General features: G+C 60.8%; 23 protein-coding genes. 18 read left to right on the plus strand and 5 right to left on the minus strand.

Annotated elements, in window-relative coordinates; all coding sequences use genetic code 11:
* Positions 1-14 precede the first annotated feature (14 nt).
* The 12 genes from iolE to BMH52_RS17870 all read left to right on the plus strand — a co-directional run bounded on the left by iolE (position 15) and on the right by BMH52_RS17870 (position 11962).
* The gene (gene iolE, locus BMH52_RS17820; protein WP_019817189.1) at positions 15-902 is read left to right on the plus strand and encodes a myo-inosose-2 dehydratase; all 888 of its coding nucleotides are present in this window, start codon (positions 15-17) and stop codon (positions 900-902) included.
* 3 nt (positions 903-905) lie between these two features.
* Positions 906-1694, plus strand: a complete 789-nt coding sequence (gene iolB / locus BMH52_RS17825; RefSeq protein WP_073844500.1) for a 5-deoxy-glucuronate isomerase — start codon at positions 906-908, stop codon at positions 1692-1694.
* A gap of 26 nt (positions 1695-1720) precedes the next feature.
* Positions 1721-2542 (plus strand): TIM barrel protein, encoded by an 822-nt coding sequence (locus BMH52_RS17830; RefSeq protein WP_073844502.1) that lies wholly within the window; start codon positions 1721-1723, stop codon positions 2540-2542.
* A 149-nt stretch (positions 2543-2691) separates the two neighbouring features.
* Positions 2692-4623 carry a 3D-(3,5/4)-trihydroxycyclohexane-1,2-dione acylhydrolase (decyclizing) gene (gene iolD / locus BMH52_RS17835; RefSeq protein WP_073844504.1) on the plus strand — a complete coding sequence of 644 codons (1932 nt, stop codon included), beginning with the start codon at positions 2692-2694 and terminating at the stop codon, positions 4621-4623.
* A gap of 19 nt (positions 4624-4642) precedes the next feature.
* Positions 4643-5653, plus strand: coding sequence for a Gfo/Idh/MocA family protein (locus tag BMH52_RS17840; RefSeq protein ID WP_073844506.1), 1011 nt, complete (start codon positions 4643-4645; stop codon positions 5651-5653).
* Positions 5654-5803: 150 nt separating this feature from the next.
* Complete coding sequence (locus BMH52_RS17845; protein WP_032901667.1) at positions 5804-6832, plus strand: Gfo/Idh/MocA family oxidoreductase; 1029 nt, start codon at positions 5804-5806, stop codon at positions 6830-6832.
* 126 nt (positions 6833-6958) lie between these two features.
* Positions 6959-7135 (plus strand): hypothetical protein, encoded by a 177-nt coding sequence (locus BMH52_RS29310; protein WP_003191673.1) that lies wholly within the window; start codon positions 6959-6961, stop codon positions 7133-7135.
* 49 nt (positions 7136-7184) lie between these two features.
* Positions 7185-8120 (plus strand): sugar ABC transporter substrate-binding protein, encoded by a 936-nt coding sequence (locus BMH52_RS17850; protein ID WP_014718766.1) that lies wholly within the window; start codon positions 7185-7187, stop codon positions 8118-8120.
* A 65-nt stretch (positions 8121-8185) separates the two neighbouring features.
* Positions 8186-9739, plus strand: a complete 1554-nt coding sequence (locus BMH52_RS17855; RefSeq protein ID WP_072434053.1) for a sugar ABC transporter ATP-binding protein — start codon at positions 8186-8188, stop codon at positions 9737-9739.
* Positions 9740-9765: 26 nt separating this feature from the next.
* Complete coding sequence (locus tag BMH52_RS17860) at positions 9766-10788, plus strand: ABC transporter permease (protein WP_003191668.1); 1023 nt, start codon at positions 9766-9768, stop codon at positions 10786-10788.
* Positions 10789-11195: 407 nt separating this feature from the next.
* Positions 11196-11600, plus strand: coding sequence for a TraR/DksA C4-type zinc finger protein (locus BMH52_RS17865; RefSeq protein ID WP_003191666.1), 405 nt, complete (start codon positions 11196-11198; stop codon positions 11598-11600).
* A gap of 158 nt (positions 11601-11758) precedes the next feature.
* Complete coding sequence (locus BMH52_RS17870) at positions 11759-11962, plus strand: hypothetical protein (protein ID WP_014718764.1); 204 nt, start codon at positions 11759-11761, stop codon at positions 11960-11962.
* 1 nt (position 11963) lies between these two features.
* On the opposite strand, the gene BMH52_RS17875 is transcribed toward BMH52_RS17870, so the two are convergent.
* The 3 genes from BMH52_RS17875 to BMH52_RS17885 all read right to left on the minus strand — a co-directional run bounded on the left by BMH52_RS17875 (position 11964) and on the right by BMH52_RS17885 (position 12892).
* Positions 11964-12206: a DUF2789 domain-containing protein gene (locus tag BMH52_RS17875; RefSeq protein WP_072434054.1), complete on the minus strand. Its 243-nt coding sequence runs from the start codon at positions 12204-12206 to the stop codon at positions 11964-11966.
* Positions 12207-12275: 69 nt separating this feature from the next.
* Positions 12276-12506: a hypothetical protein gene (locus tag BMH52_RS17880; RefSeq protein ID WP_014718762.1), complete on the minus strand. Its 231-nt coding sequence runs from the start codon at positions 12504-12506 to the stop codon at positions 12276-12278.
* 110 nt (positions 12507-12616) lie between these two features.
* A complete protein-coding gene (locus BMH52_RS17885; RefSeq protein ID WP_032872432.1) occupies positions 12617-12892 on the minus strand; it encodes a hypothetical protein in 276 nt (91 codons plus the stop codon).
* A gap of 395 nt (positions 12893-13287) precedes the next feature.
* On the opposite strand from BMH52_RS17885, the gene BMH52_RS17890 reads away from it, so the two are divergent.
* The gene (locus BMH52_RS17890; protein WP_019817194.1) at positions 13288-13737 is read left to right on the plus strand and encodes a hypothetical protein; all 450 of its coding nucleotides are present in this window, start codon (positions 13288-13290) and stop codon (positions 13735-13737) included.
* A gap of 131 nt (positions 13738-13868) precedes the next feature.
* Complete coding sequence (locus tag BMH52_RS17895) at positions 13869-14876, plus strand: ABC transporter substrate-binding protein (protein ID WP_058410531.1); 1008 nt, start codon at positions 13869-13871, stop codon at positions 14874-14876.
* 157 nt (positions 14877-15033) lie between these two features.
* On the opposite strand, the gene BMH52_RS17900 is transcribed toward BMH52_RS17895, so the two are convergent.
* Together BMH52_RS17900 and BMH52_RS17905 are read right to left on the minus strand one after the other, a co-directional pair.
* On the minus strand, positions 15034-17160 hold the full coding sequence (locus tag BMH52_RS17900; protein ID WP_073844508.1) for a TonB-dependent siderophore receptor: 2127 nt from the start codon (positions 17158-17160) through the stop codon (positions 15034-15036).
* Between the two features lie 92 nt (positions 17161-17252).
* Entirely contained in the window at positions 17253-17642 is a 390-nt protein-coding gene (locus BMH52_RS17905; RefSeq protein WP_073844510.1) for a DUF2946 domain-containing protein, read from the minus strand.
* Between the two features lie 93 nt (positions 17643-17735).
* Between BMH52_RS17905 and BMH52_RS17910 the strand changes: the two genes are divergently transcribed.
* From BMH52_RS17910 to BMH52_RS17925, 4 genes are all read left to right on the plus strand, one after another.
* Positions 17736-18173, plus strand: a complete 438-nt coding sequence (locus tag BMH52_RS17910; protein ID WP_014718756.1) for a DUF3995 domain-containing protein — start codon at positions 17736-17738, stop codon at positions 18171-18173.
* 314 nt (positions 18174-18487) lie between these two features.
* Complete coding sequence (locus BMH52_RS17915) at positions 18488-19654, plus strand: efflux RND transporter periplasmic adaptor subunit (protein ID WP_073844512.1); 1167 nt, start codon at positions 18488-18490, stop codon at positions 19652-19654.
* A complete protein-coding gene (locus tag BMH52_RS17920) occupies positions 19651-22827 on the plus strand; it encodes an efflux RND transporter permease subunit (RefSeq protein ID WP_019817196.1) in 3177 nt (1058 codons plus the stop codon). The genes BMH52_RS17915 and BMH52_RS17920 overlap by 4 nt, the downstream gene beginning before the upstream one ends.
* Positions 22824-24275, plus strand: a complete 1452-nt coding sequence (locus tag BMH52_RS17925) for an efflux transporter outer membrane subunit (RefSeq protein WP_073844514.1) — start codon at positions 22824-22826, stop codon at positions 24273-24275. The genes BMH52_RS17920 and BMH52_RS17925 overlap by 4 nt, the downstream gene beginning before the upstream one ends.
* Positions 24276-24375 lie beyond the last annotated feature (100 nt).

The following is a 24375-nucleotide window of genomic DNA, read 5'->3' on the forward strand; positions in this document are numbered from 1 at the left end:
CAAAAGGTGCAGCCATGCCCGCAATCCGAATTGGCATCAACCCGATCTCCTGGAGCAACGACGACCTCCCGGCCCTCGGCGGTGAGACCCCGCTGAGCACGGCCCTGAGCGAAGGCAAGGACATCGGCTACGAAGGTTTTGAACTCAACGGCAAATTCCCCAAGGATGCCAAGGGCGTCGCTGACGTGCTGCGTCCTTATGACCTGGCGCTGGTGTCCGGTTGGTACTCCAGCCGTCTGGCCCACCGTTCGGTGGCTGAAGAAATCGAGGCGATTGCCGCCCATGTCGAACTACTCAAACACAACGGCGCCTCGGTACTGGTATACGGCGAAGTGGCTGACTCGATCCAGGGCTCGCGCATCCGCCTGATCGAGCGCCCGCGTTTTCACAGTGAACAGGCCTGGCAGGCTTACGCCGACAAGCTTACCGAGCTGGCGCGTTTCACCCTGTCCCAGGGCGTGCGCCTGGCCTATCACCACCATATGGGCGCGTACGTCGAATCCCCCGAGGACATCGACCAGTTGATGAAACGCACGGGCCCGGAAGTCGGCTTGCTGTTCGATTCGGGCCACTGCTACATGGGCGGCGGCGAACCCATCGAGGTGCTGCGCAAGCATATCGACCGCGTCTGCCATGTGCATTTCAAGGATGTACGCAAACCCGTGGTGCAACTGGCGCGTAACCAGATGTGGAGCTTCCCGGACTGCATCGTCAACGGCACTTTTACCGTGCCCGGCGATGGTGATATCGACTTCGCACCGTTGCTGGATGTGTTGCTCGCGGCGAACTACAAGGGCTGGCTGGTGGTGGAAGCCGAGCAGGACCCGGCCGTGGCGCCCAGCTATATCTATGCCAAGAAGGGTTACGACACCCTGCGTGCGCTTCTCAACCAGAGGACTTGAGTGATGAGCTTGTTGGTCAAAAGCAGCAAACGCGGGCAAACCATGGTTGCCCTGGAGGCGAGTCGCCTGGAGTACGTAGGCTTTGCCGCCTACCGCCTGAGCCTGGGTGAAACCCTGCCGGTCAGTGCGGGCGATCAGGAACTGTGCCTGGTGCTGCTCAGCGGTCGGGTGAATATTGAAGGCGAAGGCTTCAATTGGCAGAACCTGGGGGATCGCCAGTCGGTGTTCGAAGACAAGTCACCGTTCGCCGCCTATTTGCCGCCGGGCACTGACGCCCGAGTCACGGCCCTGAGCGACGTGCAGATTGCCGTCTGCGCAGCGCCGGGTGCTACGGGTTTTGCCCCGCGCTTGATCCGCCCCGAGCAGTGCAAGCGCAGTGTGCGCGGCAAAGGCGCCAATACCCGTTACGTGTGCGATATCCTGCCTGACAGCGAGCCGGCCCATTCGCTGCTGGTGGTGGAAGTGCGCACGCCGTCCGGGCATTCCTCCAGCTACCCGCCGCACAAGCACGACACTGACGACCTGCCGCACCAGAGCTTTCTGGAAGAGACCTACTACCACCAGGTCAACCCGCCCCAGGGCTTCGTGTTCCAGCGTGTGTACACGGATGATCGCAGCATCGACCAGGCCATGGCCGTGGAAAACAGCGACCTGGTGGTGGTGCCCAAGGGGTATCACCCGGTCAGCGTGCCTTACGGCTACGAGTCTTATTACCTCAACGTCATGGCCGGCCCCAAGCGCGCCTGGCATTTCCATAACGACCCGCAGCACAGCTGGCTGCTGGACCTTTAAACGGTTTTGGACGGAGAACAACAACAATGAAGTCGCCGCTACGTTTTGCCCTTAACCGTATGGTCGCGCCTGATTTGCCCCTGGCGGATTTTATCCAGTTGGCCAAAGCCCTTCAGTGCGATGCCATCGAGATCCGCAACGACCTCAAGAACCGCGAGATCGAATACGGCATGTCCGCCACCCGCGTGCGTGAGTTGTGCGCCGCGCAGGGCATCAAGGTGTTGTCGATCAACGCGCTGTACCCCTTTGATGTGTGGAACGACGAACGCCGTGCCCAGGCAATCGAACTGGCCACCTATGCCCGTGAGTGCGGGGCCCAGGGCCTGGTGATGTGCCCGTTCAATCAGCCTGGTGATACGCGCAACGACGCGCAGCGCGCCGCCGGTTTGCGCACGGCGTTGAGCGAGCTGGCGTTGATCCTGCGCGAGTACGGGATTCTGGGTTTCATCGAGCCTCTGGGCTTCACCGTATCCGCCCTGCGCCGCAAGCGCGTGGCAGTGGATGCCATCAAGGCCATCGGTGGCCTGGATGTGTTTCGTGTGGTGCACGACACCTTTCACCATCACCTGGCCGGCGAGCATGAGTTCTTCCCGGAGCTGACCGGGCTGGTGCATATCTCCGGGGTGGAAGACCGCGAGGCGCCGCTCGACTCGATCCGCGACGGCCACCGCGTGCTGGTGGGCGAGGACGATATCCTCGGGAATGCGGCGCAGATCGACACCTTGCTCAGCACTGGCTACAGCGGCTATTTGTCGTTTGAGCCGTTTGCCGAAAGCGTGCATGGGTTGGCGGATATCCGGCAGGCATTGGGCAGCAGCATGGCGTATTTGCAAAAGCCCTTGCCATAACGCGATCAAAAATATGGGAGCTGGCTTGCCTGCGATAGCGGTGTGTCAGGCAATACATGTGCAACTGATAGACCGCTATCGCAGGCAAGCCAGCTCCCACAGTGGATCGGTGTTGAACACTTCAATTGCAGTCACACAAGGTGCAAGTGATGACCACAACAAGATTGACCATGGCCCAGGCCCTGGTGAAGTTTCTGGATAATCAATACATCGAGGTCGATGGCGTACAGAGTAAGTTCGTCGCCGGGGTATTCACTATTTTCGGGCATGGCAATGTGTTGGGCCTCGGCCAGGCTCTGGAGCAGGACAGCGGCGACTTGGTGGTGCACCAGGGCCGCAACGAACAAGGCATGGCCCATGCCGCCATCGGGTTTGCCAAGCAGCACCTGCGCCGCAAGATCTATGCATGCACGGCCTCGGTCGGGCCGGGCGCGGCCAATATGCTCACCGCCGCAGCCACCGCCACCGCTAACCGCATCCCGTTGCTGTTGCTGCCCGGTGATGTCTATGCCAGCCGCCAGCCCGACCCGGTGTTGCAGCAGATCGAGCAATTCCACGACCTGAGCATCAGTACCAACGACGCCTTCCGCTCCGTAAGCAAATACTGGGACCGCATCAACCGCCCGGAGCAACTGATGACCGCGGCGATCCATGCCATGCGCGTGCTGACCGACCCGGCTGAAACCGGCGCGGTGACCCTGGCCTTGCCCCAGGATGTACAAGCCGAAGCCTGGGACTACCCCGACTATTTCCTGCAAAAACGCGTGCACCGCATCGACCGACGCCCGGCCACCAGCGCCATGATCGGTGACGCGCTGGCTGCGTTTCGCGGCAAGCGCAAGCCGCTGATCATTTGCGGCGGCGGGGTCAAGTACTCCGGCGCCAACCAGGCACTGCAAGCCTTTGCCGAGCGTTTCGATATTCCTTTCGCGGAAACTCAGGCGGGCAAGAGCGTCGTGGTTTCCAGCCATCCGTTGAACGTCGGCGGCATCGGCGAAACCGGCTGCCTGGCGGCTAACCTGCTGGCGCCTGAGGCCGACCTGATTATTGGCATCGGCACTCGTTATACCGACTTCACCACCTCGTCAAAATCGCTGTTCAAGCACCCCGAGGTGAAGTTTCTCAACCTCAATATCAGCCCCTGCGATGCGTTGAAGCTGGACGGTGTGCAAGTGCTGGCCGATGCGAAAGTTGCGCTTGAAGCACTGGCCGATGCCCTGGACGATTACCGTTCGGGCTGGGGCGGACAGGTCGCTGACGCGAAGGCGCAACTCGACGCCGAAGTGGACCGCGTGCATCAGGTGCACTACCAGGGCGATGAGTTTGTCCCCGAAGTCGACGACCACCTGGACCGTGCCGTCCTGCGGGAATTCATCGAGCTGACCGGTTCGTGCCTGACCCAAAGCGCGGTGCTCGGCGTGCTCAATGCACGCCTGGCCGATGACGCAATCATCGTGGCTGCCGCCGGCAGCCTGCCCGGCGATTTGCAGCGTGCCTGGCGCAGCAAGGGCGTCAACACCTACCACGTCGAATATGGCTATTCATGCATGGGCTACGAGATCAACGCTGCCCTGGGCGTGAAGCTGGCCGAGCCAAGCAAGGAGGTGTACGCCCTGGTTGGCGATGGCTCCTACATGATGCTGCACTCGGAGCTGGCCACCTCGATCCAGGAGCGCCGCAAGATCAACGTGGTGCTGTTGGATAACATGGCGTTCGGTTGCATCAACAACCTGCAGATCGGCAACGGCATGGACAGCTTCGGTACGGAGTTCCGCTTTCGTAACCCCGAGAGCGGCAAGCTCGACGGCGGCCTAGTGCCGGTGGATTTCGCCATGAGTGCGGCGGCCTATGGCTGCAAGACCTACAAGGTCAGCACGGTAGAGCAGCTGGAAGCGGCCCTGGCCGATGCGCGCACGCAAACCGTCTCGACCCTGATCGATATCAAGGTGCTGCCCAAGACCATGATCCACGGCTACCTGTCGTGGTGGCGGGTGGGTGTGGCGCAGGTGTCCACCAGTGAACGCACGAATGCAGCGGCAAAAAAACTCAATGAACACCTGGCCAAGGCCCGGCAGTACTAACAACAAGAGGAGTGTTTGCATGTCTTTGAAGCTTGGAGTGATTGGTACGGGCGCCATTGGCCGGGACCATATTCGTCGTTGCAGCCAGACCCTGCTCAACAGCCAGGTGGTGGCGGTCACTGATATCAACCTTGATCAGGCTGCCCAGGTGGTGGCGGACTTGAAACTGGATGCCGAGGTGTATCCGGATGGTCAGATGCTGATCAGTTCGCCGGAGGTCGAAGCGATCCTCGTGACCTCGTGGGGCCCCAGCCACGAAGAGTTCGTACTGGCCGCCATCGCCGCCGGCAAACCGGTGTTCTGTGAGAAACCCCTGGCGGTGACGGCCGAGGGCTGCCGCAACATTGTCGAGGCCGAAGTGGCACACGGTAAGCGTCTGGTCCAGGTGGGCTTCATGCGCCCTTATGATCAAGGCTACCGCGCCCTCAAGGCGGTGATCGACAGCGGCCAGATTGGCGAGCCGTTAATGCTGCACTGCGCGCACCGTAACCCCACGGTGGGCGAGAACTACAACACCGGCATGGCGATCACCGATACCCTGATCCATGAGCTGGACGTGCTGCGTTGGCTGCTCAACGACGACTACGTGTCCGTGCAGGTGGTGTTCCCGCGCAAGACCAGCAAGGCGTTGGCGCACCTGCGCGACCCACAGATCGTGCTGCTGGAAACTGCCAAAGGCACGCGTATCGACGTGGAAGTGTTTGTGAACTGCCAATACGGCTACGACATCCAGTGTGAGGTGGTGGGGGAGAGCGGTATCGCCAAGTTGCCGGAGCCATCTCAGGTGCAACTGCGCAGCGACGCGAAGCTGTCCAACGCGATCCTGATGGATTGGAAGGATAGGTTTATCGGTGCCTATGACGTGGAGTTGCAGGCATTTATCGACAGCGTGCTGGCCGGGCAGGTCGGCGGGCCGTCGGCCTGGGATGGGTTTGCGGCGGCGGTGGCGGCAGATGCGTGTATTGAAGCCCAGGGCAGTGGGCAGATTGTGAAAGTCAGCCTGCCAGATCGCCCACACTTCTACGGCTAACTCACTGAAGAAATGTGGTTAACACTGTGGGAGCTGGCTTGCCTGCGATAGCGGTCTATCAGTGGCAGATTCAGTGCCTGACACACTGCTATCGCAGGCAAGCCAGCTCCCACAGTTGCTTGGGTTCCCAAATCAATTCTGGAGTTGAGCATGCGAATCGGACTAGTGGGCTATGGCCACGGTGGGCGCTTTTTTCATGCGCCGCTGATCGCCACCCTGCCTGGCGCCACCTTTGTCGGCGTGGTGACGCGTTCACCCGAACGTCGCCAGCAATTGAGTACTGATCTTCCAGGTGTCAAAGCCTTTGACTCCATCGGCCAGATCGTCGAAGCCGGCGTCGATGCCCTGGTGATTTCCACCACCCTCAAAGGTCGCCCGGCCTTGGTGCTGGAAGCCATCGAGCACGGGGTGGCGGTGGTCAGCGACAAGCCCTTTGCCGCCAACGCCGAACAAGCCCAGGCCCTGATTACCGCTGCCGAGCGTCAGGGCTCGTTGCTCAGTGTTTATCAGAATCGGCGCTGGGATTCGGATTACCTGACCCTGCGCAAACTGATCGACGCTGGCGCCTTGGGCACCATCACCCGCTTTGAATCCCGCGTGGAGCGCTACAGCCCGCAAGCTGTGGGCAATGCCAGCGGTGGAGGATGGCTGCGCGACCTGGGCAGCCATCTGGTGGACCAGGCGTTGCAACTGTTCGGACCGGTGGAGCGGGTGTTCGCCCAATTGCACTACACACCAGAACATCCCACCGTGGACCACGGCTTCTTTGTCTCCCTCACTCATGCCAACGGCGTGATATCGCACCTGTGGGGCAACGCGTTGCAGAACAGCCAGGCGCCGCGATTTCGCGTCAGTGGCAGCCTGGGTTGCTACACCATCGACGGCCTGGACGGCCAAGAAGAAGTGCTGCTGGCCGGCAAGTCGCCGAAAACCGAAGGTGACCACTGGGGCGCTGAGGAGCACCGACGCTGGGGCTGGTTCGAACAAGGGTCGGAGCGTGAGCGGGTGCCGTCGGAGAAGGGCTGCTGGCCCCAATTCTATCGGCAGTTGCAAGCGGCCGTGGTGGGGCAGGGGCCGCTGCCGGTCAACGCCTATGACGCCCTGGAAACCACCCGTATATTGGATGCCGCACGGTTGAGCGCTGAGCGCCAGCAGGTGGTCTCGACAAAAATAGAATAAAATTCTAAAACAAGTTGATATGGAAATTATTTTCTAATACAGTCTTTTCCAGGTTGCATAAAGTACGTCCCGGAACCTACGGGCGACTCAACAAAAACAAGATCAAAAACAACCAGGTACCGTCAGATGAAAATCTTCAACGCTGTACTGCGAGTTTTACGCCCCCTCCAAGCGCCACGCGGACTGCCCCGCGCCCGGCCGTTCTACTTCTCCTTCCTGAATGTGCTGTGCGTCGAAAACCAGGGCGCGCTGGTGTGCTGCATTCCTGGCGCGCCGGTGGTGCGACTGACAGCCGAGTCCTGATCAACGCAACGTCGAAAAAAACCAACAAGAAAGTGGAGACAGACCGTTCATGAAGACCCCGATCCGTTTTACCGCCCTGGCCCTGTCCATGCTGCTGGCCAGTGGCGTTGCCGGCGCCGCCGACCTCAAGGTGGGCGTGACGATGTCCGCGTTCGATGACACCTTCCTCACTTACCTGCGCGAGGACATGGACAAGCAAGCCAAGTCCTATCCAAAAGGCGATGGCGTGCAACTGCAGTTCGAAGATGCCCGCGCCGATGTGGTCAAGCAGTTGAGCCAGGTCGAGAACTTCATCAGCCAGAAGGTCGACGCGATTATCGTCAACCCGGTCGATACCGCGTCGACCAAGAACATCATCAGTGCCGCCACCAAGGCGGGTATCCCGCTGGTGTTCGTCAACCGCCGTCCTGACCAGAAAGACTTGCCCAAGGACGTGGTGGCCGTGACCTCCGATGACGTCGAGGCCGGCCGCCTGCAAATGCAGTACATCGCCGAAAAGCTCGGCGGCAAGGGCAAGATCGTGATTCTTTTGGGCGACCTGGCGAACAACTCCACCACCAATCGCACCAAGGGCGTGAAGGAAGTGCTGGCCAAGTACCCGGACATCAAGATCGAGCAGGAGCAAACCGGCATTTGGTTGCGTGACAGGGGCATGACCCTGGTCAACGACTGGCTGACCCAGGGCCGGGAGTTCAATGCGGTGCTGGCCAACAACGATGAGATGGCGATCGGTGCGTCCATGGCCCTGAGATCGGCCGGCAAGGAAAAAGGCAGCGTGTTGATTGCCGGTGTCGACGGCACGCCCGATGGCTTGAACGCGATCACCAAAGGCGACATGACCGTGTCGGCGTTTCAGGATGCCAAAGGCCAGGCGGTGGGTTCGGTAGAGGCGGCGCGCAAGATGGCCAAGAACGAGCCGGTCGAGCAGAACGTGGTGATCCCGTTCCAGTTGATCACCCCGGACAACGTCAAAGACTTCAAGTAGCCCTGACACCACAACAATAAGCCGGCAGGGCGGTTACGGCCGTCCTGCAGATGGAGTACCTCCCTATGCTTGCTCAAGCCGCCACGTCGCAGCCCGCCGCTCAACCGGCGCTGGCGCTGGACGAACCCTACCTGCTGGAAATCCTCAACATCAGCAAAGGCTTTCCCGGTGTCGTGGCCCTGGACGATGTGCAACTGCGGGTGCGCCCCGGCACGGTGCTGGCGTTGATGGGCGAGAACGGCGCGGGTAAGTCGACGCTGATGAAGATCATTGCCGGCATCTACCAGCCCGACGCCGGCGAGATTCGCCTGCGTGGCAAGCCGATCACCTTTGAAACGCCGCTGGCCGCGCAAAAGGCCGGGATCGCGATGATCCACCAGGAACTCAACCTGATGCCCCATATGAGCATCGCCGAGAACATCTGGATCGGCCGCGAACAGCTCAACAGCCTGCACATGGTCAACCACCGCGAAATGCACCGTTGCACCGCCGAGTTGCTGGCGCGCCTGCGCATCAACCTCGACCCGGAAGAACAGGTCGGCAACCTGAGCATTGCCGAACGGCAGATGGTCGAGATTGCCAAGGCAGTGTCCTACGACTCCGACATCCTGATCATGGATGAACCCACCTCGGCCATTACCGATAAGGAAGTGGCCCACCTGTTTTCGATCATTGCCGACCTCAAGTCCCAGGGCAAAGGCATCGTCTATATCACCCACAAGATGAACGAAGTGTTCGCCATCGCCGATGAAGTGGCGGTGTTCCGCGACGGCCAATACATCGGCTTGCAACGGGCCGACAGCCTGAACAGCGACAGCCTCATCTCGATGATGGTCGGGCGTGAATTGAGCCAGCTGTTTCCGGTGCGCGAAACGCCTATTGGCGAGTTGCTGCTGTCGGTGCGCGACCTGAGCCTGGACGGCGTGTTCAAGGACGTATCGTTCGACCTGCACGCCGGGGAGATCCTCGGTATCGCCGGGCTGATGGGCTCCGGGCGCACCAACGTGGCGGAAACCATTTTTGGTATCACCCCAAGCTCCAGCGGGCAAATCACCCTGGACGGCAAGGCGGTGCGCATTACCGACCCGCATATGGCCATTGAGAAAGGCTTTGCGCTGTTGACCGAGGACCGCAAGCTCAGCGGCCTGTTCCCGTGCCTGTCGGTGCTGGAGAACATGGAGATGGCGGTGCTGCCGCACTATTCGGGCAACGGTTTTATCCAGCAGAAGGCCTTGCGTGCCCTGTGTGAAGACATGTGCAAGAAGCTGCGGGTGAAAACCCCGTCCCTGGAGCAATGCATCGACACCTTGTCCGGTGGCAACCAGCAAAAGGCCTTGCTGGCGCGCTGGCTGATGACCAACCCACGCTTGCTGATCCTCGATGAGCCGACGCGTGGTATCGATGTGGGCGCCAAGGCTGAGATCTATCGCTTGATCGCCTTCCTCGCCAGCGAGGGCATGGCGGTGATCATGATTTCTTCCGAACTGCCCGAAGTGCTCGGCATGAGCGACCGGGTGATGGTAATGCACGAAGGTGAACTGATGGGCACCCTGGATCGCGCCGAGGCGACCCAGGAAAAAGTCATGCAGTTGGCTTCCGGGATGACCGCAGTCCACTGATCTACAGAATAAGAAGGTGATGGGTTATGAACGCAATAACAGACAACAAGCCGGCAACCGCACCGGTCAAGAACCGTCGACGCATGCCCACCGAGCTGAGTATCTTCCTGGTGCTGATCGGTATCGGCCTGGTGTTTGAACTGTTTGGCTGGATCGTGCGCGACCAGAGCTTTCTAATGAACTCCCAGCGTCTGGTGCTGATGATCCTGCAGGTGTCGATCATCGGCCTGCTGGCCATCGGTGTGACCCAGGTGATCATTACCACGGGCATCGATTTGTCGTCCGGCTCGGTGCTGGCCTTGTCAGCGATGATCGCCGCCAGCCTGGCGCAGACCTCCGACTTTTCCCGGGCGGTGTTTCCGTCCCTCACCGATTTGCCGGTGTGGATCCCGGTGGCGATGGGCTTGGGCGTGGGGCTTTTGGCGGGCGCGATCAACGGGAGCATTATTGCGGTCACCGGCATTCCGCCGTTTATCGCAACCCTGGGCATGATGGTCTCGGCCCGTGGCCTGGCGCGCTATTACACCGAAGGTCAGCCGGTGAGCATGCTCTCGGACTCCTACACGGCGATCGGCCATGGCGCGATGCCGGTGATTATCTTCCTGGTGGTGGCGGTGATCTTCCACATTGCCCTGCGTTACACCAAGTACGGCAAGTACACCTATGCCATCGGCGGCAACATGCAAGCGGCGCGCACTTCGGGGATCAACGTCAAGCGTCACTTGATCATCGTCTATAGCATCGCCGGTCTCCTGGCGGGCCTGGCCGGTGTGGTTGCCTCGGCACGTGCAGCGACGGGGCAAGCCGGCATGGGCATGTCCTACGAGCTGGACGCGATTGCCGCCGCAGTGATCGGCGGTACCAGCCTGGCCGGTGGAGTAGGGCGCATCACCGGCACGGTGATCGGCGCGTTGATCCTCGGGGTGATGGCCAGCGGGTTTACCTTTGTCGGGGTGGATGCGTATATCCAGGACATCATCAAGGGCCTGATCATTGTGGTGGCGGTGGTGATCGACCAATACCGCAACAAGCGCAAGCTCAAGCGCTGAGTTCCTGCCCTGTAGGAGCGAGCTTGCTCGCAAAAGCTGCAAAGATAACGCGGGCTTTCTGACTGAACGCGGTGTCCTTGAGTTCTTTGCGAGCAAGCTCGCTCCTACAGGGGATGAGGCACTTTCAACCGTTTGTCTTCTATATAGCTCCACAACACTGAATTTCTTGCTATAAACGCACTCCGATGACCATTCGCCAAGCCCGTCCTGGTGCCTTTGGGGGTTAATCGGGAAAAAATGCCTGTCTTTTCAGTTGCTGCGCCCTCAAGTCGGCCTTAGACTGCCGCCCCTCGTAAATTGAGTGCCGGGTGGCGCTTGAAATGGACGGCGCCCTTCCGAGACCTGCACAGGCCTTGCGGAACGCTCCCTTATTCGCCTTAATGCACGTATTTTTTATAGAGAAATCAATGACAAAGGAAAAGTTGCTGGCCATGCCGGCGGATGACTACATGAATGCCGAACAGCACGCTTTTTTCGAGAAGTTGCTGCAAGACATGAAGGTGGAACACCACGAGCGCATTGAGCAGAACCGTATCGCCATTGAAAGCCTGGACACCCCGGCCGACCCGGCTGACGCGGCTTCTGTCGAAGAAGAGCGCACCTGGCTGGTGAACGCCATTGACCGCGACCAGCGCATGCTGCCGCAACTTGAGCGTGCCCTGGAACGCATCAAGGAAGATTCCTTTGGCTGGTGTGACGACAGCGGCGAGCCTATCGGCCTCAAGCGCCTGCTGATCAGCCCCACCACCAAGTACTGCATCGAAGCGCAAGAGCGCCACGAGCAGATCGACAAGCACCAGCGTCAAGCTTGATCTGATGAATGGGGCGGCACTCGAGCTGGCCGTCCCCGTCTCTACATTGTTGCTGTTTATGCAATGAAGCTATTCCGCAGATAGCTTTTTCCAACTGGAATAAAACCGTAGCATGGCCAACATTGTTAGCCAGCTAACTAATGCTGCGGAGAAGCTCCATGCAAAACAAAGTCGATGTGGCCGTGATGATCGGCAGTGGCGTGCCTGAAACCCTTCGTGCCCTGGGCCAGCGCGCCTGCTGGGTGGTGTTGCTCAACGGTGAGCAACGCGGCACCGCGTTCGCCAGCCGGGACGAGGCGCAGGAATGCCAGGCTGCCTGGCAAGCGCTGTTACGCAGTGAAGAGTCAGACAGCCTGCATTGAATCAAACGTGGGGACGTTCATGCAGCAGCGCATTGAGGTCATCCACTGCGGGCGCCCATTCTGCGTCGACGTGCAATTGTTCCCTGAGGAAGTTCGCCTGCTGTTCGCTCCAGAATGGCGCGTCGATGAGTTTTACCTCATCGGGCAGGCGATGTTCGGCGGTGAAACGTTCGATGGCTTCCTGGCTGGAATCCAGGCCCAGTTGTTCGAACAGGGTTTCAAGGGTTGGGGTCGTGGTGTCCATAACGTTCTCCAAGCGGGTTTATCGTCATGCATGTGAGGGCTTGGGGGACGCCAGAGTTCTATCGGATTGTCAGGAATTGAGCGCGCCGCAATCCACGGCGGCTTTCAGTGCCTTGGCCGCCTCTTTGCCAGCGACGGCTGCTGCGTCGGCGGTTTTGAACCAGCGGTCTTTTTCCACTTGGTGCGCGGTGACCTTGTTCAGCGGTGGTTTGGCTCGCATGATGATGACCGCTTGAAACTCACCGTCTACTTCTCTCGCATCGCCGTGGATAATAAATTCGCCAATATCAAATTCCGTCACGTATGGCTTTCCCTTCAAGGTAACTGCGTTGATGAAACCTGACCCGCGGGGGGCAAACTTCCATGGACAGGCCAGTATGGCAGTTGTTGAGGGGCAGTGGCGCGGTAAAGTCATCCAGGCGACGAAACGATTCCGCCGCCTGAGGCGTATAGCTTGGCTTCAAGGGACTTGGCCAGTTCGCAGGCTTTGATGTGATCGCTGCGAAACCCCTTGATCTTGCCGCTGGGCACTTCAAGAATATGAAAAAAGTTCTTTCCTGCGGGTACAACTTGGTAAAGCACTGAATTGGAGTACCCATTCAGGTTCAGCAGGCAGTAGTATTGCTGTTCGTCGGGACATGGTGAACGAGTGTGGAAAGACGTAGCGTCGTGTTGACGTCGTTGCATGCTCAGCTCCTGTCGATCGATCCGGTTAGCTTGTCTGCGATGTTTCGGGTGGTTTTCACCCTGGTTGCTGTTCTAGTATTGTCGTCGGTAGTTCGTGACTGGTTCCATGCCCAGATGTTTTTTTGTGTTGGGATGTCGGAAAACTGCATTTTTAATTGGGTTATTCTCTGAAGTCGGCAGACCCGTATTCTCGGGTCGTTGAACCTGTGATTTGCTGTATCACGGTTGACTTCGCATGAGGTCCGCCGTTGAGGTTTGTACTAGCCTTACGAGTTCTCTTCAGTTTTTTAATGACTCTGTATCGTGTCGTAACGGCCATTTTTTTGTGCTGTTCGCTTTGGCGGCCAGTGCTTTTTTGATGTGGGGGCGTTTCCTTGGCAGTCAGTAATCTGGATATGCACGCGTTATTCGTGCTGGGTGATTTGCGCGCAAAGTTGGTCAAGCAGTTTCAATCCCGGTTTGTCTACGTCACTGAACAGACGCCGGAAGGTATTTATATCGCCGAGATCGATACCGAAACGGCGCTGGTCGTGGATGACAAGCCACGTCTGGAACTCAAAGTGGGTGACCATTTTCGCGCGGCGGTGTTGCCCAGCCGTGAAGGTGGAAAGTTCGAATTGAGGTTTCGCGATATCAAGTTGACTGTGTACGGCATCGGCGACTATGCCTTTGTGTCGTCGAACGAAGGCCAGGGTATCGTGTTCAAGGAAGGCCACAGCGTGATGCTGGTATTCGCTGCCCACGATCAATTGCAAGAAGGGTTGACCAAAACCCTGAAAGCCGTGACGGGCAAAGCCGCCAAATGGCGCAAGGGTGAGCTGGTGACCTTCAAGGCCAGCGAGTAGGCGCTGAACATGTTGTGCCTCTTTGTCTTTTGGAACCTCTACTACAGTTGAGTTGACTTAACTATTCAGAGGCTTCGCGCATTTGCAGCAAAGCCGTTCGCCATGACTGCGAAAACGCGAGGTGCAAAGGCATGAAAGGATTGAAGTCACTGCTGGCGATGGGCCTGACGACCCTGAGTCTGTCATTGCCGGTATCGGCCGCCCAGGCGCCGGTGCATTTTGCCGACCTGAACTGGGAAAGCGGCAGCCTGATCACAGAAGTACTGCGTTTTATCGTCGAGAAGGGCTATGACCTGCCCACCGACACGTTGCCTGGCACCACCATCACCCTGGAAACCGCCCTGGCCAAGAATGATATCCAGGTGATCGGCGAGGAGTGGGCAGGCCGCAGCCCTGTGTGGGTCAAGGCGCAAGCCGAAGGCAAGGTGGCGGGCCTGGGCGATATCGTCAAAGGCGCTACCGAAGGCTGGTGGGTGCCGGAATACGTGGTCAAGGGTGACCCCTCTAAAGGACTCAAGCCCCTGGCACCAGATTTGAAAAGCGTACAGGACCTGGCGCGCTACAAGGACGTGTTCAAAGACCCGGAGTCCCCAGGCAAGGGGCGCTTTCTCAACAGCCCCATCGGCTGGACCTCCGAGGTGGTCAACAAACAGAAGCTCAAGGCTTATGGGCTGGACGACAGCTACGTGAACTTCCGCAGCGGTTCGGGGGCGGCGCTGGATGCGGAGATTGCCTCGTCGATTCGCCGGGGCAAGCCCGTGCTGTTCTATTACTGGTCGCCGACCCCGTTGATGGGGCGCTATAAATTGATCCAGCTGGAAGAACCGCCATTTGATGCAGATGCGTGGAAGACCCTGACTGACGCCGACAACCCGAACCCGAAGCCGACACGCTCATTGGCTTCCAAGCTGAGCATTGGCGTTTCGACGCCGTTCCAGCAGGAACACCCACAGATTGCCCAGTTCTTCGAGAAGGTCGAGTTCCCCATCGAGCCGCTTAACAAAGCCTTGGCGACGATGAGCGAACACCACACGCCGCCTCGGGAGGTCGCCCAGGCGTTCCTCAAGGAACATCCGCAAGTGTGGAAGGCCTGGTTGACGGACGATGTGGCGCAGAAGGTCGAGGCGAGCCTCCAGTAACCGGCGGTCTTTGTATCGAGCGAAGATCAAGATGTGGGAGCTGGCTTGCCTGCGATGACTGAGTGTCAGACAACATATTTTTATGCTGACCCACCGCTATCGCAGGCAAGCCAGCTCCCACATTCAATTGCATTTCAAGTCAACGGTCGTTGCAGCGTTAGAACTTGGTCTGTACGGCCAGCTCAAACGTCCTCGGTGATCCCAGATAGTACGCCGGCGACACATGGGCAAACTCTGCGTACACCTCGTTAGTCAGGTTACGCACGCGCCCGGTTACCGAGGTGTTCGCATCCAGCTTATAGCGCAGGAAGGTGCCGAACAGCGTATAGGCCGGTACGGTCTGGGTATTGGCATTGTCCGCGTACACCTGGGCGACATACCGCGCATCCACCCCACCTTGCCAATCCTCGGCAAAATCGTAGGTCAGCCATAGGTTACCCACGCGCTTGGGCACGTTGGTCGGCGTATTGCCCTTACGCGACACCACCTCGCCGCTGGCGGTTTTTTCGTTGAACTCATCGTACTGCGCGTCCACCCAGGCGAAGTTGCCTTCGGCCAATAGCCTCGGCGTGATGTGCAACGAGCTGGCCAGTTCGATGCCCTTGGACGACTGCGCGCCCACCGGGATGCTGTTGGTCGGGTCCAGCGGGTCGGTGACGGCAAAGTCCTTGCGTTCGATCTTGTAGGCGGCGACCGTGGCGGAGCCCCGACCTTCCAGGTAATCGAACTTGTTGCCGATTTCCCATTGCTTGCCCGTGGACACGTCGAACACCTGGGTGGTGGTATTGGGCTGTTCGACGGCGGTGCTGTATTGCACATAGACGTTGGCGGACGGGATGAACTGATAGGTCAGGCCCACCCGGCCCGTCACCGGCTCCCAACTGCGCTTGAAGTGCCGCGAGTTGGTGGCGGTGATGGTGCGGTGGTTGGTCACGTCCAGGTCGATGGCGTCATAGCGCAGGCCGGTCAGCAGCGAGAGCTTATCCGTCAGTCCCAGACGGTTTTCCACGAACAGTGCCTTGGTGGTTACTTGGTTGGTCTTGTCCTTGACGAAACCTGGCTGGGTACCGGGAATATCATAGAAGTGCCCTGGGTCGTAGTGGTTAGGGTCCACGGTACTTTTGCCCGGCACGTTCAAGGGGCTGTTGGTGGTGCTGTTGACCTTGTACTCAAAACCACCCGACCGGGTGGTGGCAAGGCCGAACACGCTCGTGTCATGGCGCAGTTCGAACTGGTTGCCGTTCTGCTCGCCCTGATGCCGCACCTGATAGGCCGTTGAGCGGTTCACCGCGCTGTTGTCGGCGTTGTACTGGTAGGTCTCCAGGTTGCGATAGTCGCGCTGGCTGTCGAGGTGATAGAGGGTATTTTTCAGTGTGGTGCTGTCGTTGATCCGGTAGTCGATGATTGAACGTGCCCAGATCGTGCGTTGCTCATAACGGCCGTCGGCAACGTTGTAGTTATTGAAGCGGTTGTGCTTGTCGATCTTCAGTTCACCGGCCTTGGGGTTGAGCACCGGCGTACCCCAATACGGGCTGTCTTCATGTTCGTCCTGATATTCCAGGGCCAGGGTGTGGGACAGGTTGGGGGTGAGGTCGCTGAGCAGGGAAAACGCCACGCTCCAGGCATCGCGCTGGTCGCGGTCGATGTAGCTGTGGTTGGTGTTGCGGCTCACATCCAGGCGGGCGTAATGCTGCACCTCGGCACCGGGTTCGGTCAGCGCATGGTTGAGGCCGAACGCCAGACCGGCGGTGTCGTAGCTGCCATAGCTCAGTTGGCCTTCGATGGCCTGTTCCTCGCGGTTTGCCAGCTTGGTCACGTAGTTCAGCGAGCCACCCACTGAGCCTGCGCCGTTGATCAAGGAGGAGGGGCCGCCTACCAGTTCGACGCGGTCATAGATCCACGCATCCACCGGCCGCGCCAGGCCCGTGGCGACATTGATGCCGTTGAACATCTGGGTGATCTGGCTACTGGTAAACCCTCGGTACGAGACAAAACCGCCAAAACCGGGCGGGGCGCTGGCGTTGACACCGGGCAGGGTATTGGCCGCATCGCGGAAGGTCTTGGCGCCGTGGCGCTCGATATCGTTGCGGTTGGCGATGGCCACTGACGCCGGGGTTTCCCGCACGCTCAGGCCCAGGCGCGAGGCCATGCCGCTGGATTGGTCCAGGGCCAGCCCAGGCTCGGCACTTTGCTCGCCGTCAATGGTGGTCGGGGCCAACTCAAGGGCCGAGGCGCAAACAGGCAGGCAGCCGAACAGGCCCGCCAGCAGGGGTAAATGTTTCATGGTTGGAATCCTGAAAACTTGGCTCGAAAACAACGCACTGCTACCCGTACTCCTGACGGAAACGGGGCGATGCAGATCAGTAAGCGCAGGGATCAGGCAAGGGCAGGTGGCGCGCGCGGATTAGCCGCAGACCAGGTGAAGCGGGCAGGGATGTCAGCGGCAAGCACCACCGCAGCAGGCGGTGCATGGGGTTGCGGCAGGACCGCCACATTCAGGTGGGAGTTGAGCGCCGGGCCCATGCCGCCGGTAGAACACAGCGGGCAACCAAACGCCTTCGACAGCGTTGGCAGGTTCTCGTCCGTCGAGTTGCTGGGCAGCGGCGCCTGGGTACGTGGGTCGACCGTACAGAACTGGCCGCTGATGCCGTTGAGCTGCATCCCCACCCTTTGCCCATGACCAATACTGCAGGCGAACACATTGAACAGGACGCAGCAGTAGAGCATCCAGGCAATGAGTGAACGGTCGGCACGGGCAAGTTTCATGGGGCGGCACTTTATCATCAGCGACCGACGAAATGCCTGCAAAAAAACTCAGGGCGGCTATCCTCATTCGCACATTTTTGTGGAGCGCCGACCATGAGCTTTGTGATTGCGCGGTGGATCGTCGGGGTATTTACCTTCATCAGCATGGTGCATCTGTATTGGGCTGCGGGTGGCAAGCTCGGCAGCCTGGCCGCTATCCCGCAACTGCCCGGAGAGTTTGCCAGCGGGCCCAGGCCGGCGTTCAAACCGTCGGCGCTGGGCACTTTTCTGGTGGCGATGGGGCTGGTGGCGATTGCCTTGCTTGTGTGCCTGCGCGCCGGGCTGTATTTCTCGCCGGTGTCCCATGGGGCGTTGCAGTGGGGCATCAGCGCGATTGCCGTGCTGATGTTTGCCCGAGCGATAGGGGATTCGGAGCTGGTGGGGTTCTTCAAGAAGGTCGGCGGGTCGCGGTTCGCTCGTCTGGACACCTACTTCTATTCGCCGTTGTGCCTGGTGTTGGGCGCCGGCTTGCTGGTAGTCGCCTGGACCTGAGCCTGAGCCCACAGATACCAGGCTGACACCGCGCAATCCAAAGGTGGGAGCTGGCTTGCCTGCGATGCAGGCACCTCGGTCTATCAACCAAACCGGGTCGATCCCTTCGCAGGCAAGCCAGCTCCCACCTTCAGCCGCGTTCGACAGGTAACCCCGAGCGCCACCAAGCCACGCTGGCCGCCATTTGATTCACCTCCAAGTATTTCCCAGACAAAACACACCCCCGGTTTTATAGCGCTTGACCTTCCCAGTATGGCAAGCCGGATAAAAACCCACGTGTCGGTTTGTCTTGAAAATTCCAAGGAGGGTGAACGATGTACACCAAACCAGTCAGCCTGATCACCGGGGTGTTGGCCGTAGCGTTGACGCTGGGCGGATGCTCAGACAATTCACCGCCAGCCGCGGCCGCCAAGCCCCCTGGCGTGCCGGTAGCCCAGGTGGTGGCGCGTGCGGTGACGCCGTTTGTGGAGTACACCGGTTCGTTGACCGCCATCGACCAGGTTCAATTGCGCCCGCGAGTCAGTGGCTATCTGCAAAGTGTCAGCGTGCCTGAAGGGCAGTTCGTGGCCAAGGGCAGTCCATTGTTTGTGATCGATCCGCGTATGTTCCAGGCGGCAGTGAACGCAGCCAAGGCACGTCTGCGCGAGGCCGAGGCCAATGCGTTGCTGGCCCAGGCCGAGCATGGCCGTGCCGAGCAGTTATATGCCAAGAAGGTGGTGGCACGTGATCGTCTCGACACCGCCGTTGCTTCGTTGAACGCCGGCAGAGCGCAGGTGGAGGCCGCCAGGGCTGCGCTGGATACGGCCCAACTGGACCTGAGTTACACCCGCGTCACCGCACCTATCAGCGGGCGTATCGACCGCGCCCTGGTGACGGAAGGCAACTATGTCACCCGTGGGGAAACAGCGCTGACCACGATTGTTTCCATTGACCCCTTGCATGTGTATTTCGATGTGGATGAACGCACCTACCTGCATTCGTTGGCAGCGACGCGGCAACACGCCGGGTCCAAGGGCGAACAAGCCGCCAAGGTCATGGTGGCGATGCTCAACGACACCACGTATGCACGAGCCGGTCGCGTGGATTTTCTGGCCAACTCGGCTGACCGCAAGACCGGCACGGTGCGCGTGCGTGCGGTGGTGGAAAACCCGGATGGGCGCTTGACGCCGGGGCTGTTCGCCAAGGTCAAGCTGGACACCGGCGCGGCGCAACCCCGGGTGTTGATTGCCGACCATTCCATCGGCACCGACCAGGGCCGTCGCTATGTGCTGGTAGTCGGTGAAGGTGATAAAACCGAATACCGCCCGGTGGAACTGGGCCCAGTGGTCGACGGCCTGCGGGTCATCGAACAGGGGCTGCAACCGGGCGAGCGCATTGTCGTCAAAGGGCTGGTGCGCCCCGGCATGCAGGTGACACCGCTGGCCGCCAGCATCGAGGGCAAGCCGCTTGAGGCGCCGCTGGCGGTGGGGGGCGTGCAATGAGCTTCCCACGCTTTTTCATTGACCGACCGATCTTCGCCATTGTCCTCTCGGTGTTGATGATGATCGGCGGCATCGTGGCCTTCTTCCATTTGCCGTTGAGCGAATACCCGGCCGTCACGCCGCCCACGGTGCAAGTGACCGCGTCGTATCCGGGGGCCAACCCGCAGGTGATTGCCGAGACGGTGGCAGCGCCGCTGGAACAGGTGATCACCGGGGTCGAGGGCATGCTTTACATGACCTCGCAGTCGGCCACCGATGGCCGCATGATCCTGACCGCGACCTTCGCCCAGGGCACCAACGCGGACATGGCGCAGATCCAGGTGCAGAACCGTGTTTCGCGAGCTTTGCCGCGCTTGCCCGAAGAGGTGCAGCGCCTGGGCGTGGTCACGCAGAAGACCTCGCCGGACATCCTCATGGTGGTCCACCTGCTGTCCCCCGACCAACGTTATGATCCGCTCTATATCTCCAACTATGCCTACCTCCAGGTGCGCGATGAGCTGTCACGCCTTCCGGGGATCAACGATGTACTGGTGTGGGGCGCGGGTGAATACAGCATGCGCCTGTGGCTCGACCCGGACCTGATCGCCGCCCGAGGCTTGACCGCCGGTGATGTGATTGCTGCCGTGCGCGAGCAGAACGTGCAAGTGGCCGCCGGCTCGGTCGGCCAGGCGCCGGACTCTACTGCGGCGTTCCAAGTCACGGTCAATACCCTCGGGCGCCTGACGGACGAAGAGCAGTTCGGCGATATCATCATCCGCACCGGCGATAACGGCCAGGTCACGCGCCTGCGTGATGTGGCCCGTATCGAGATGGGTGCCGATGCCTACGCGCTGCGCAGCCTGTTGGACGGCGAGCCGGCGGTGGCCTTGCAGATCATCCAGAGCCCAGGGGCCAATGCCCTCGATGTGGCGCAGTCGGTGCGCGAGACCATGCAGCGTCTGCAAACCAACTTCCCCGAGGGGCTGGTGTCGCGGATTGCCTATGACCCCACCGTGTTTGTGCGCGCTTCGCTGGAGTCGGTGGCCATCACGCTGATGGAAGCGATCCTGCTGGTGGTGATCGTGGTGGTGGTGTTCCTGCGCAACTGGCGTGCGTCGCTGATTCCTTTGATGGCCGTGCCGGTGTCGATCATTGGCACCTTTGCGGTCATGCACCTGATGGGCTTCTCCCTCAATACCTTGTCGCTGTTTGGCCTGGTGCTGTCGATTGGCATCGTGGTCGACGATGCCATCGTGGTGGTGGAGAACGTCGAGCGGCATATCGAGAACGGCGAGGAGCCGATGCAGGCTGCGCGACGGGCGATGGGCGAGGTCACCGGCCCTATCATTGCGATCACCTCGGTGCTGGCGGCGGTGTTCATTCCCACCGCGTTTCTCAGTGGCCTGCAAGGCGAGTTCTATCGGCAATTTGCGCTGACCATCGCGATTTCCACCATTCTCTCGGCGGTCAACTCGTTGACCCTCAGCCCGGCGCTGGCCGGCCTGTTGCTGCGGCCACGGCATGCGGCCTTGGTGCATGACCCGCGCAGCCTGCGTGGTCGCGCCACGCGGCTGCTTGAGGTGCTGGGCCGGCCGTTTCAGCGAGCGCCACAAGCCTATGGCAATACCGTGCGCAAGGTCGTCGGCCGTCGCGGCGTGGCGCTGTTGGCTTACGGCGGTTTGCTCGCGTTGACCTGGTTCGGCTTCAACGCGGTACCGGCCGGCTTCGTGCCGATGCAAGACAAATACTACCTGGTCGGCATCGCCCAACTGCCGAACGCGGCCTCGTTGGAGCGTACCGATGCGGTGGTGCGGCAAATGTCGAAAATCGCCCTGGATGAGCCGGGGGTCGAGAGCGTCGTGGCGTTCCCGGGGCTGTCGGTCAACGGCTTCGTCAACGTCCCGAATGCGGCGGTGATGTTTGTGATGCTTGATCCGTTCAAAGAGCGCACCTCGCCGGATATGGCGGCGGTCGCCATCGCCGGGCGTCTGCAAGCCAAGTTTGCGAGCATCCCCGACGGCTTCCTCGGCGTGTTCCCGCCGCCACCGGTGCCGGGGCTCGGGGTGACCGGGGGCTTCAAGCTGCAGGTCGAGGACCGTGGCGGCGTCGGGCTTGAGGCGCTGGTGCAGCAGACCCAGGTCCTGATGACCAAAGCCACTGAGTCAGGCCAAGTGGCCGGGCTGATGACCAGCCTGGACGTCAATGCGCCGCAACTGAATGTCGACATCGACCGCACCCAGGTCAAGAGCCAGGGCGTGCGCCTGGCGGATGTGTTCGAGTCGCTGCAGGTCTATCTGGGGTCGCTGTACGTTAACGACTTCAACCGGTTTGGCCGCACCTACAAAGTCACGGCCCAGGCCGATGCGGACCACCGCATGCAGGCCGAAGCCATTGGCCGCCTGCAGGTGCGCAATGCCGCCGGGGACATGCTGCCGTTATCAGCGTTTGTCACGGTCACGCCGAGCTCCGGGCCTGACCGGGTGATTCACTACAACGGCTATCCCTCGGCGGATATCTCTGGCGGCGCGATGCCTGGGGTCAGCTCCGGGCAGGCGGTTGCGCTCATGGAGCGCCTGGCCCAGGAGGTACTGCCCGAGGGCGTGACCTATGAATGGACAGATTTGACCTACCAGCAAAAGCTCGCCGGGTCATCGGCCCTGTTTATTTTCCCGCTGTGTGTGTTGCTGGCGTATCTGATCCTTGCCGCGCAGTACAACAGTTGGCTGCTGCCGTTGGCGGTGTTGCTGATCGTGCCCATGTGCCTGCTCAGCGCAATCCTCGGCGTGTGGCTGGTGGAGGGCGACAACAACGTGTTCGTGCAGATCGGGTTGGTGGTGCTGGTGGGCTTGGCGGCGAAGAACGCCATCCTGATCGTCGAGTTTGCCCGCAGCCTCGAAGCCGAAGGCGCCAGCCCATTGGAAGCGGTGATCCACGCCTGTCAATTGCGCCTGCGCCCGATCCTGATGACGTCCCTGGCGTTTATCGCCGGCGTAGTCCCGCTGGTATTTGCCAGTGGGGCAGGCGCCGAGATGCGCCATGCCATGGGGGTTGCGGTGTTTGCCGGGATGTTGGGCGTGACGCTGTTCGGTCTGTTCCTGACGCCCGTGTTCTATGTGGTGATGCGCAGCCTGGCGCTGCGCGTGCAGCGCCAGGGGGCGAGTCCGAAGGTGCAGCTAAAGGAGAGCGCATCATGAAACAGGCGTATCCAGCTTTTCTGTTGTCGTTGACCCTGCTGGCCGGTTGCGGCTCGGTTGGGCCTGATTACTCCGCGCCGGTGCTGCCTGCTGCGCAGCGGGCGACGAGCTTCGGCGCGCCCATCGCCGGGCTTGGTCCGGGCGAGGTAGAGGTGCAGTGGTGGCAAGTGTTCGACGAGCCGGCACTGAGCCAATTGATCCAACGGGCACTGGCGGCCAACCACGACATCGGCATCGCTGCCGCGCGACTGGACGAAGCCAAGGCGTTGCTGCGCGAAAGCCGCCAAGGCTTCCTGCCCAGCGGCGGCGCTGCCCTGGGCTACGAGCACCGCCAGCGTAGCGAGGTCGAGACTCCCTTCGGCGAGCAGCGCTCTATTGAAACCACCCGCGCGGAGGTGGATGCAGCCTGGGAAATCGACTTGTTTGGGCGCGTGCGTCGCTCGGTGGAGGCGGCCCAGGCCCAGGCGGGGTCGCGTCAGGCATTGCTGCGCAGCGTGCAAGCGAGCGTCGCGGCGACGGTCGCGGCAACCTGGTTCGAGTTACAAGGGATCGAAGCCGAACAGGCGGTGGTCGCGGATATCAGCCAGAGTCAGCGCGACAGCCTGGGCCTGGTGGGGCAGATGGTCAGCGTCGGCGCCGCCACCGAATTCGACCGGCTGCGGGCCGAGGCCTTGTTGCGCAATGTCGAGGCGGTAGCGCCTGACCTGGAGCGACGTCGCGCCAAGTCAACCAACGCGCTGGCGGTGCTGCTGGGGCAAGCGCCCCAGGGGTTCAAGCCACCGCTGGCCCGGCCTGGGCGTGAAACCTTGAACCTGCGCACGTTGCAGGTGGGAGACCCGGCCGGCTTGCTGGCGCGCCGCGCCGATATTGCCACGGCCGAACGCACGCTGGCGGCTGCGACCGCGCAGATTGGCGTGGAAACCGCTGGCTTGTATCCGGACATCCAGGTGCAGGGCTCTATCGGTTTACTGGCCGGAAGTCTCAGCGCCCTGGGCGATGCGGGCATGCAGTCGAACTTTATCGCGCCGGTGATTCGCTGGTCGTTGCTGGACACCGGGCGCGTACGAGCGCGGATTGCCGCCAGCGAAGCGCGCACCCAAGCTGCCTTGATCGCTTATGACCAGACCGTGTTGCGAGCCCTGCAGGAAACCGATGATGCGTTCCAGGCCAACCGTACGGCCGGTAATGCCCTGGGCCTGCGGCTGCTGGAAGCGGCGGCCAATCGTGAGGCAGCCAGCTTTGCGCGTGAGCGGTTTGCGCAAGGTGAAGGGGTGTACCTGGATGTGCTTGAGGCCGAACGCGCGGACTTCACCAGCCGCCGGGCGTTGACGGCGGCGCGCACGGAACAGCGCTTGGCGGTGGTGGGGATCTATAAGGCGCTGGGTGGTGGGTGGGAGGTCTGTGAGCGGGCGGGGCAGGCGTGCCAGGGGGCCACGGTGTTGCGCTAACGTGGACCTGTGGGAGCTGGCTTGCCTGCGAAGACGGCCTCACAGTCAACGTAGCTGGATTGTGTACATATCCATTCCTGCGGTAACGGCCACTTAGGGT

It is taken from the genome of Pseudomonas sp. BTN1, assembly GCF_001907715.1.
GTDB lineage: Bacteria > Pseudomonadota > Gammaproteobacteria > Pseudomonadales > Pseudomonadaceae > Aquipseudomonas > Aquipseudomonas paracarnis.

Excerpts from the sequence above, each read along its gene's own strand:
- BMH52_RS17890 (WP_019817194.1), top strand. The coding sequence starts at position 13,288 with ATGCACGCGTTATTCGTGCTGGGTGATTTGCGCGCAAAGTTGGTCAAG.
- iolE (WP_019817189.1), top strand. The coding sequence starts at position 15 with ATGCCCGCAATCCGAATTGGCATCAACCCGATCTCCTGGAGCAACGAC.
- BMH52_RS17920 (WP_019817196.1), top strand. The coding sequence starts at position 19,651 with ATGAGCTTCCCACGCTTTTTCATTGACCGACCGATCTTCGCCATTGTC.
- BMH52_RS17850 (WP_014718766.1), top strand. The coding sequence starts at position 7,185 with ATGAAGACCCCGATCCGTTTTACCGCCCTGGCCCTGTCCATGCTGCTG.
- BMH52_RS17925 (WP_073844514.1), top strand. The coding sequence starts at position 22,824 with ATGAAACAGGCGTATCCAGCTTTTCTGTTGTCGTTGACCCTGCTGGCC.
- BMH52_RS17830 (WP_073844502.1), top strand. The coding sequence starts at position 1,721 with ATGAAGTCGCCGCTACGTTTTGCCCTTAACCGTATGGTCGCGCCTGAT.
- BMH52_RS17865 (WP_003191666.1), top strand. The coding sequence starts at position 11,196 with ATGACAAAGGAAAAGTTGCTGGCCATGCCGGCGGATGACTACATGAAT.
- BMH52_RS17910 (WP_014718756.1), top strand. The coding sequence starts at position 17,736 with ATGAGCTTTGTGATTGCGCGGTGGATCGTCGGGGTATTTACCTTCATC.
- BMH52_RS29310 (WP_003191673.1), top strand. The coding sequence starts at position 6,959 with ATGAAAATCTTCAACGCTGTACTGCGAGTTTTACGCCCCCTCCAAGCG.
- BMH52_RS17900 (WP_073844508.1), bottom strand. The coding sequence starts at position 17,160 with ATGAAACATTTACCCCTGCTGGCGGGCCTGTTCGGCTGCCTGCCTGTT.
- iolB (WP_073844500.1), top strand. The coding sequence starts at position 906 with ATGAGCTTGTTGGTCAAAAGCAGCAAACGCGGGCAAACCATGGTTGCC.
- BMH52_RS17845 (WP_032901667.1), top strand. The coding sequence starts at position 5,804 with ATGCGAATCGGACTAGTGGGCTATGGCCACGGTGGGCGCTTTTTTCAT.
- BMH52_RS17840 (WP_073844506.1), top strand. The coding sequence starts at position 4,643 with ATGTCTTTGAAGCTTGGAGTGATTGGTACGGGCGCCATTGGCCGGGAC.
- BMH52_RS17875 (WP_072434054.1), bottom strand. The coding sequence starts at position 12,206 with ATGGACACCACGACCCCAACCCTTGAAACCCTGTTCGAACAACTGGGC.
- BMH52_RS17860 (WP_003191668.1), top strand. The coding sequence starts at position 9,766 with ATGAACGCAATAACAGACAACAAGCCGGCAACCGCACCGGTCAAGAAC.
- BMH52_RS17895 (WP_058410531.1), top strand. The coding sequence starts at position 13,869 with ATGAAAGGATTGAAGTCACTGCTGGCGATGGGCCTGACGACCCTGAGT.
- BMH52_RS17885 (WP_032872432.1), bottom strand. The coding sequence starts at position 12,892 with ATGCAACGACGTCAACACGACGCTACGTCTTTCCACACTCGTTCACCA.
- BMH52_RS17915 (WP_073844512.1), top strand. The coding sequence starts at position 18,488 with ATGTACACCAAACCAGTCAGCCTGATCACCGGGGTGTTGGCCGTAGCG.
- iolD (WP_073844504.1), top strand. The coding sequence starts at position 2,692 with ATGACCACAACAAGATTGACCATGGCCCAGGCCCTGGTGAAGTTTCTG.
- BMH52_RS17870 (WP_014718764.1), top strand. The coding sequence starts at position 11,759 with ATGCAAAACAAAGTCGATGTGGCCGTGATGATCGGCAGTGGCGTGCCT.
- BMH52_RS17905 (WP_073844510.1), bottom strand. The coding sequence starts at position 17,642 with ATGAAACTTGCCCGTGCCGACCGTTCACTCATTGCCTGGATGCTCTAC.
- BMH52_RS17855 (WP_072434053.1), top strand. The coding sequence starts at position 8,186 with ATGCTTGCTCAAGCCGCCACGTCGCAGCCCGCCGCTCAACCGGCGCTG.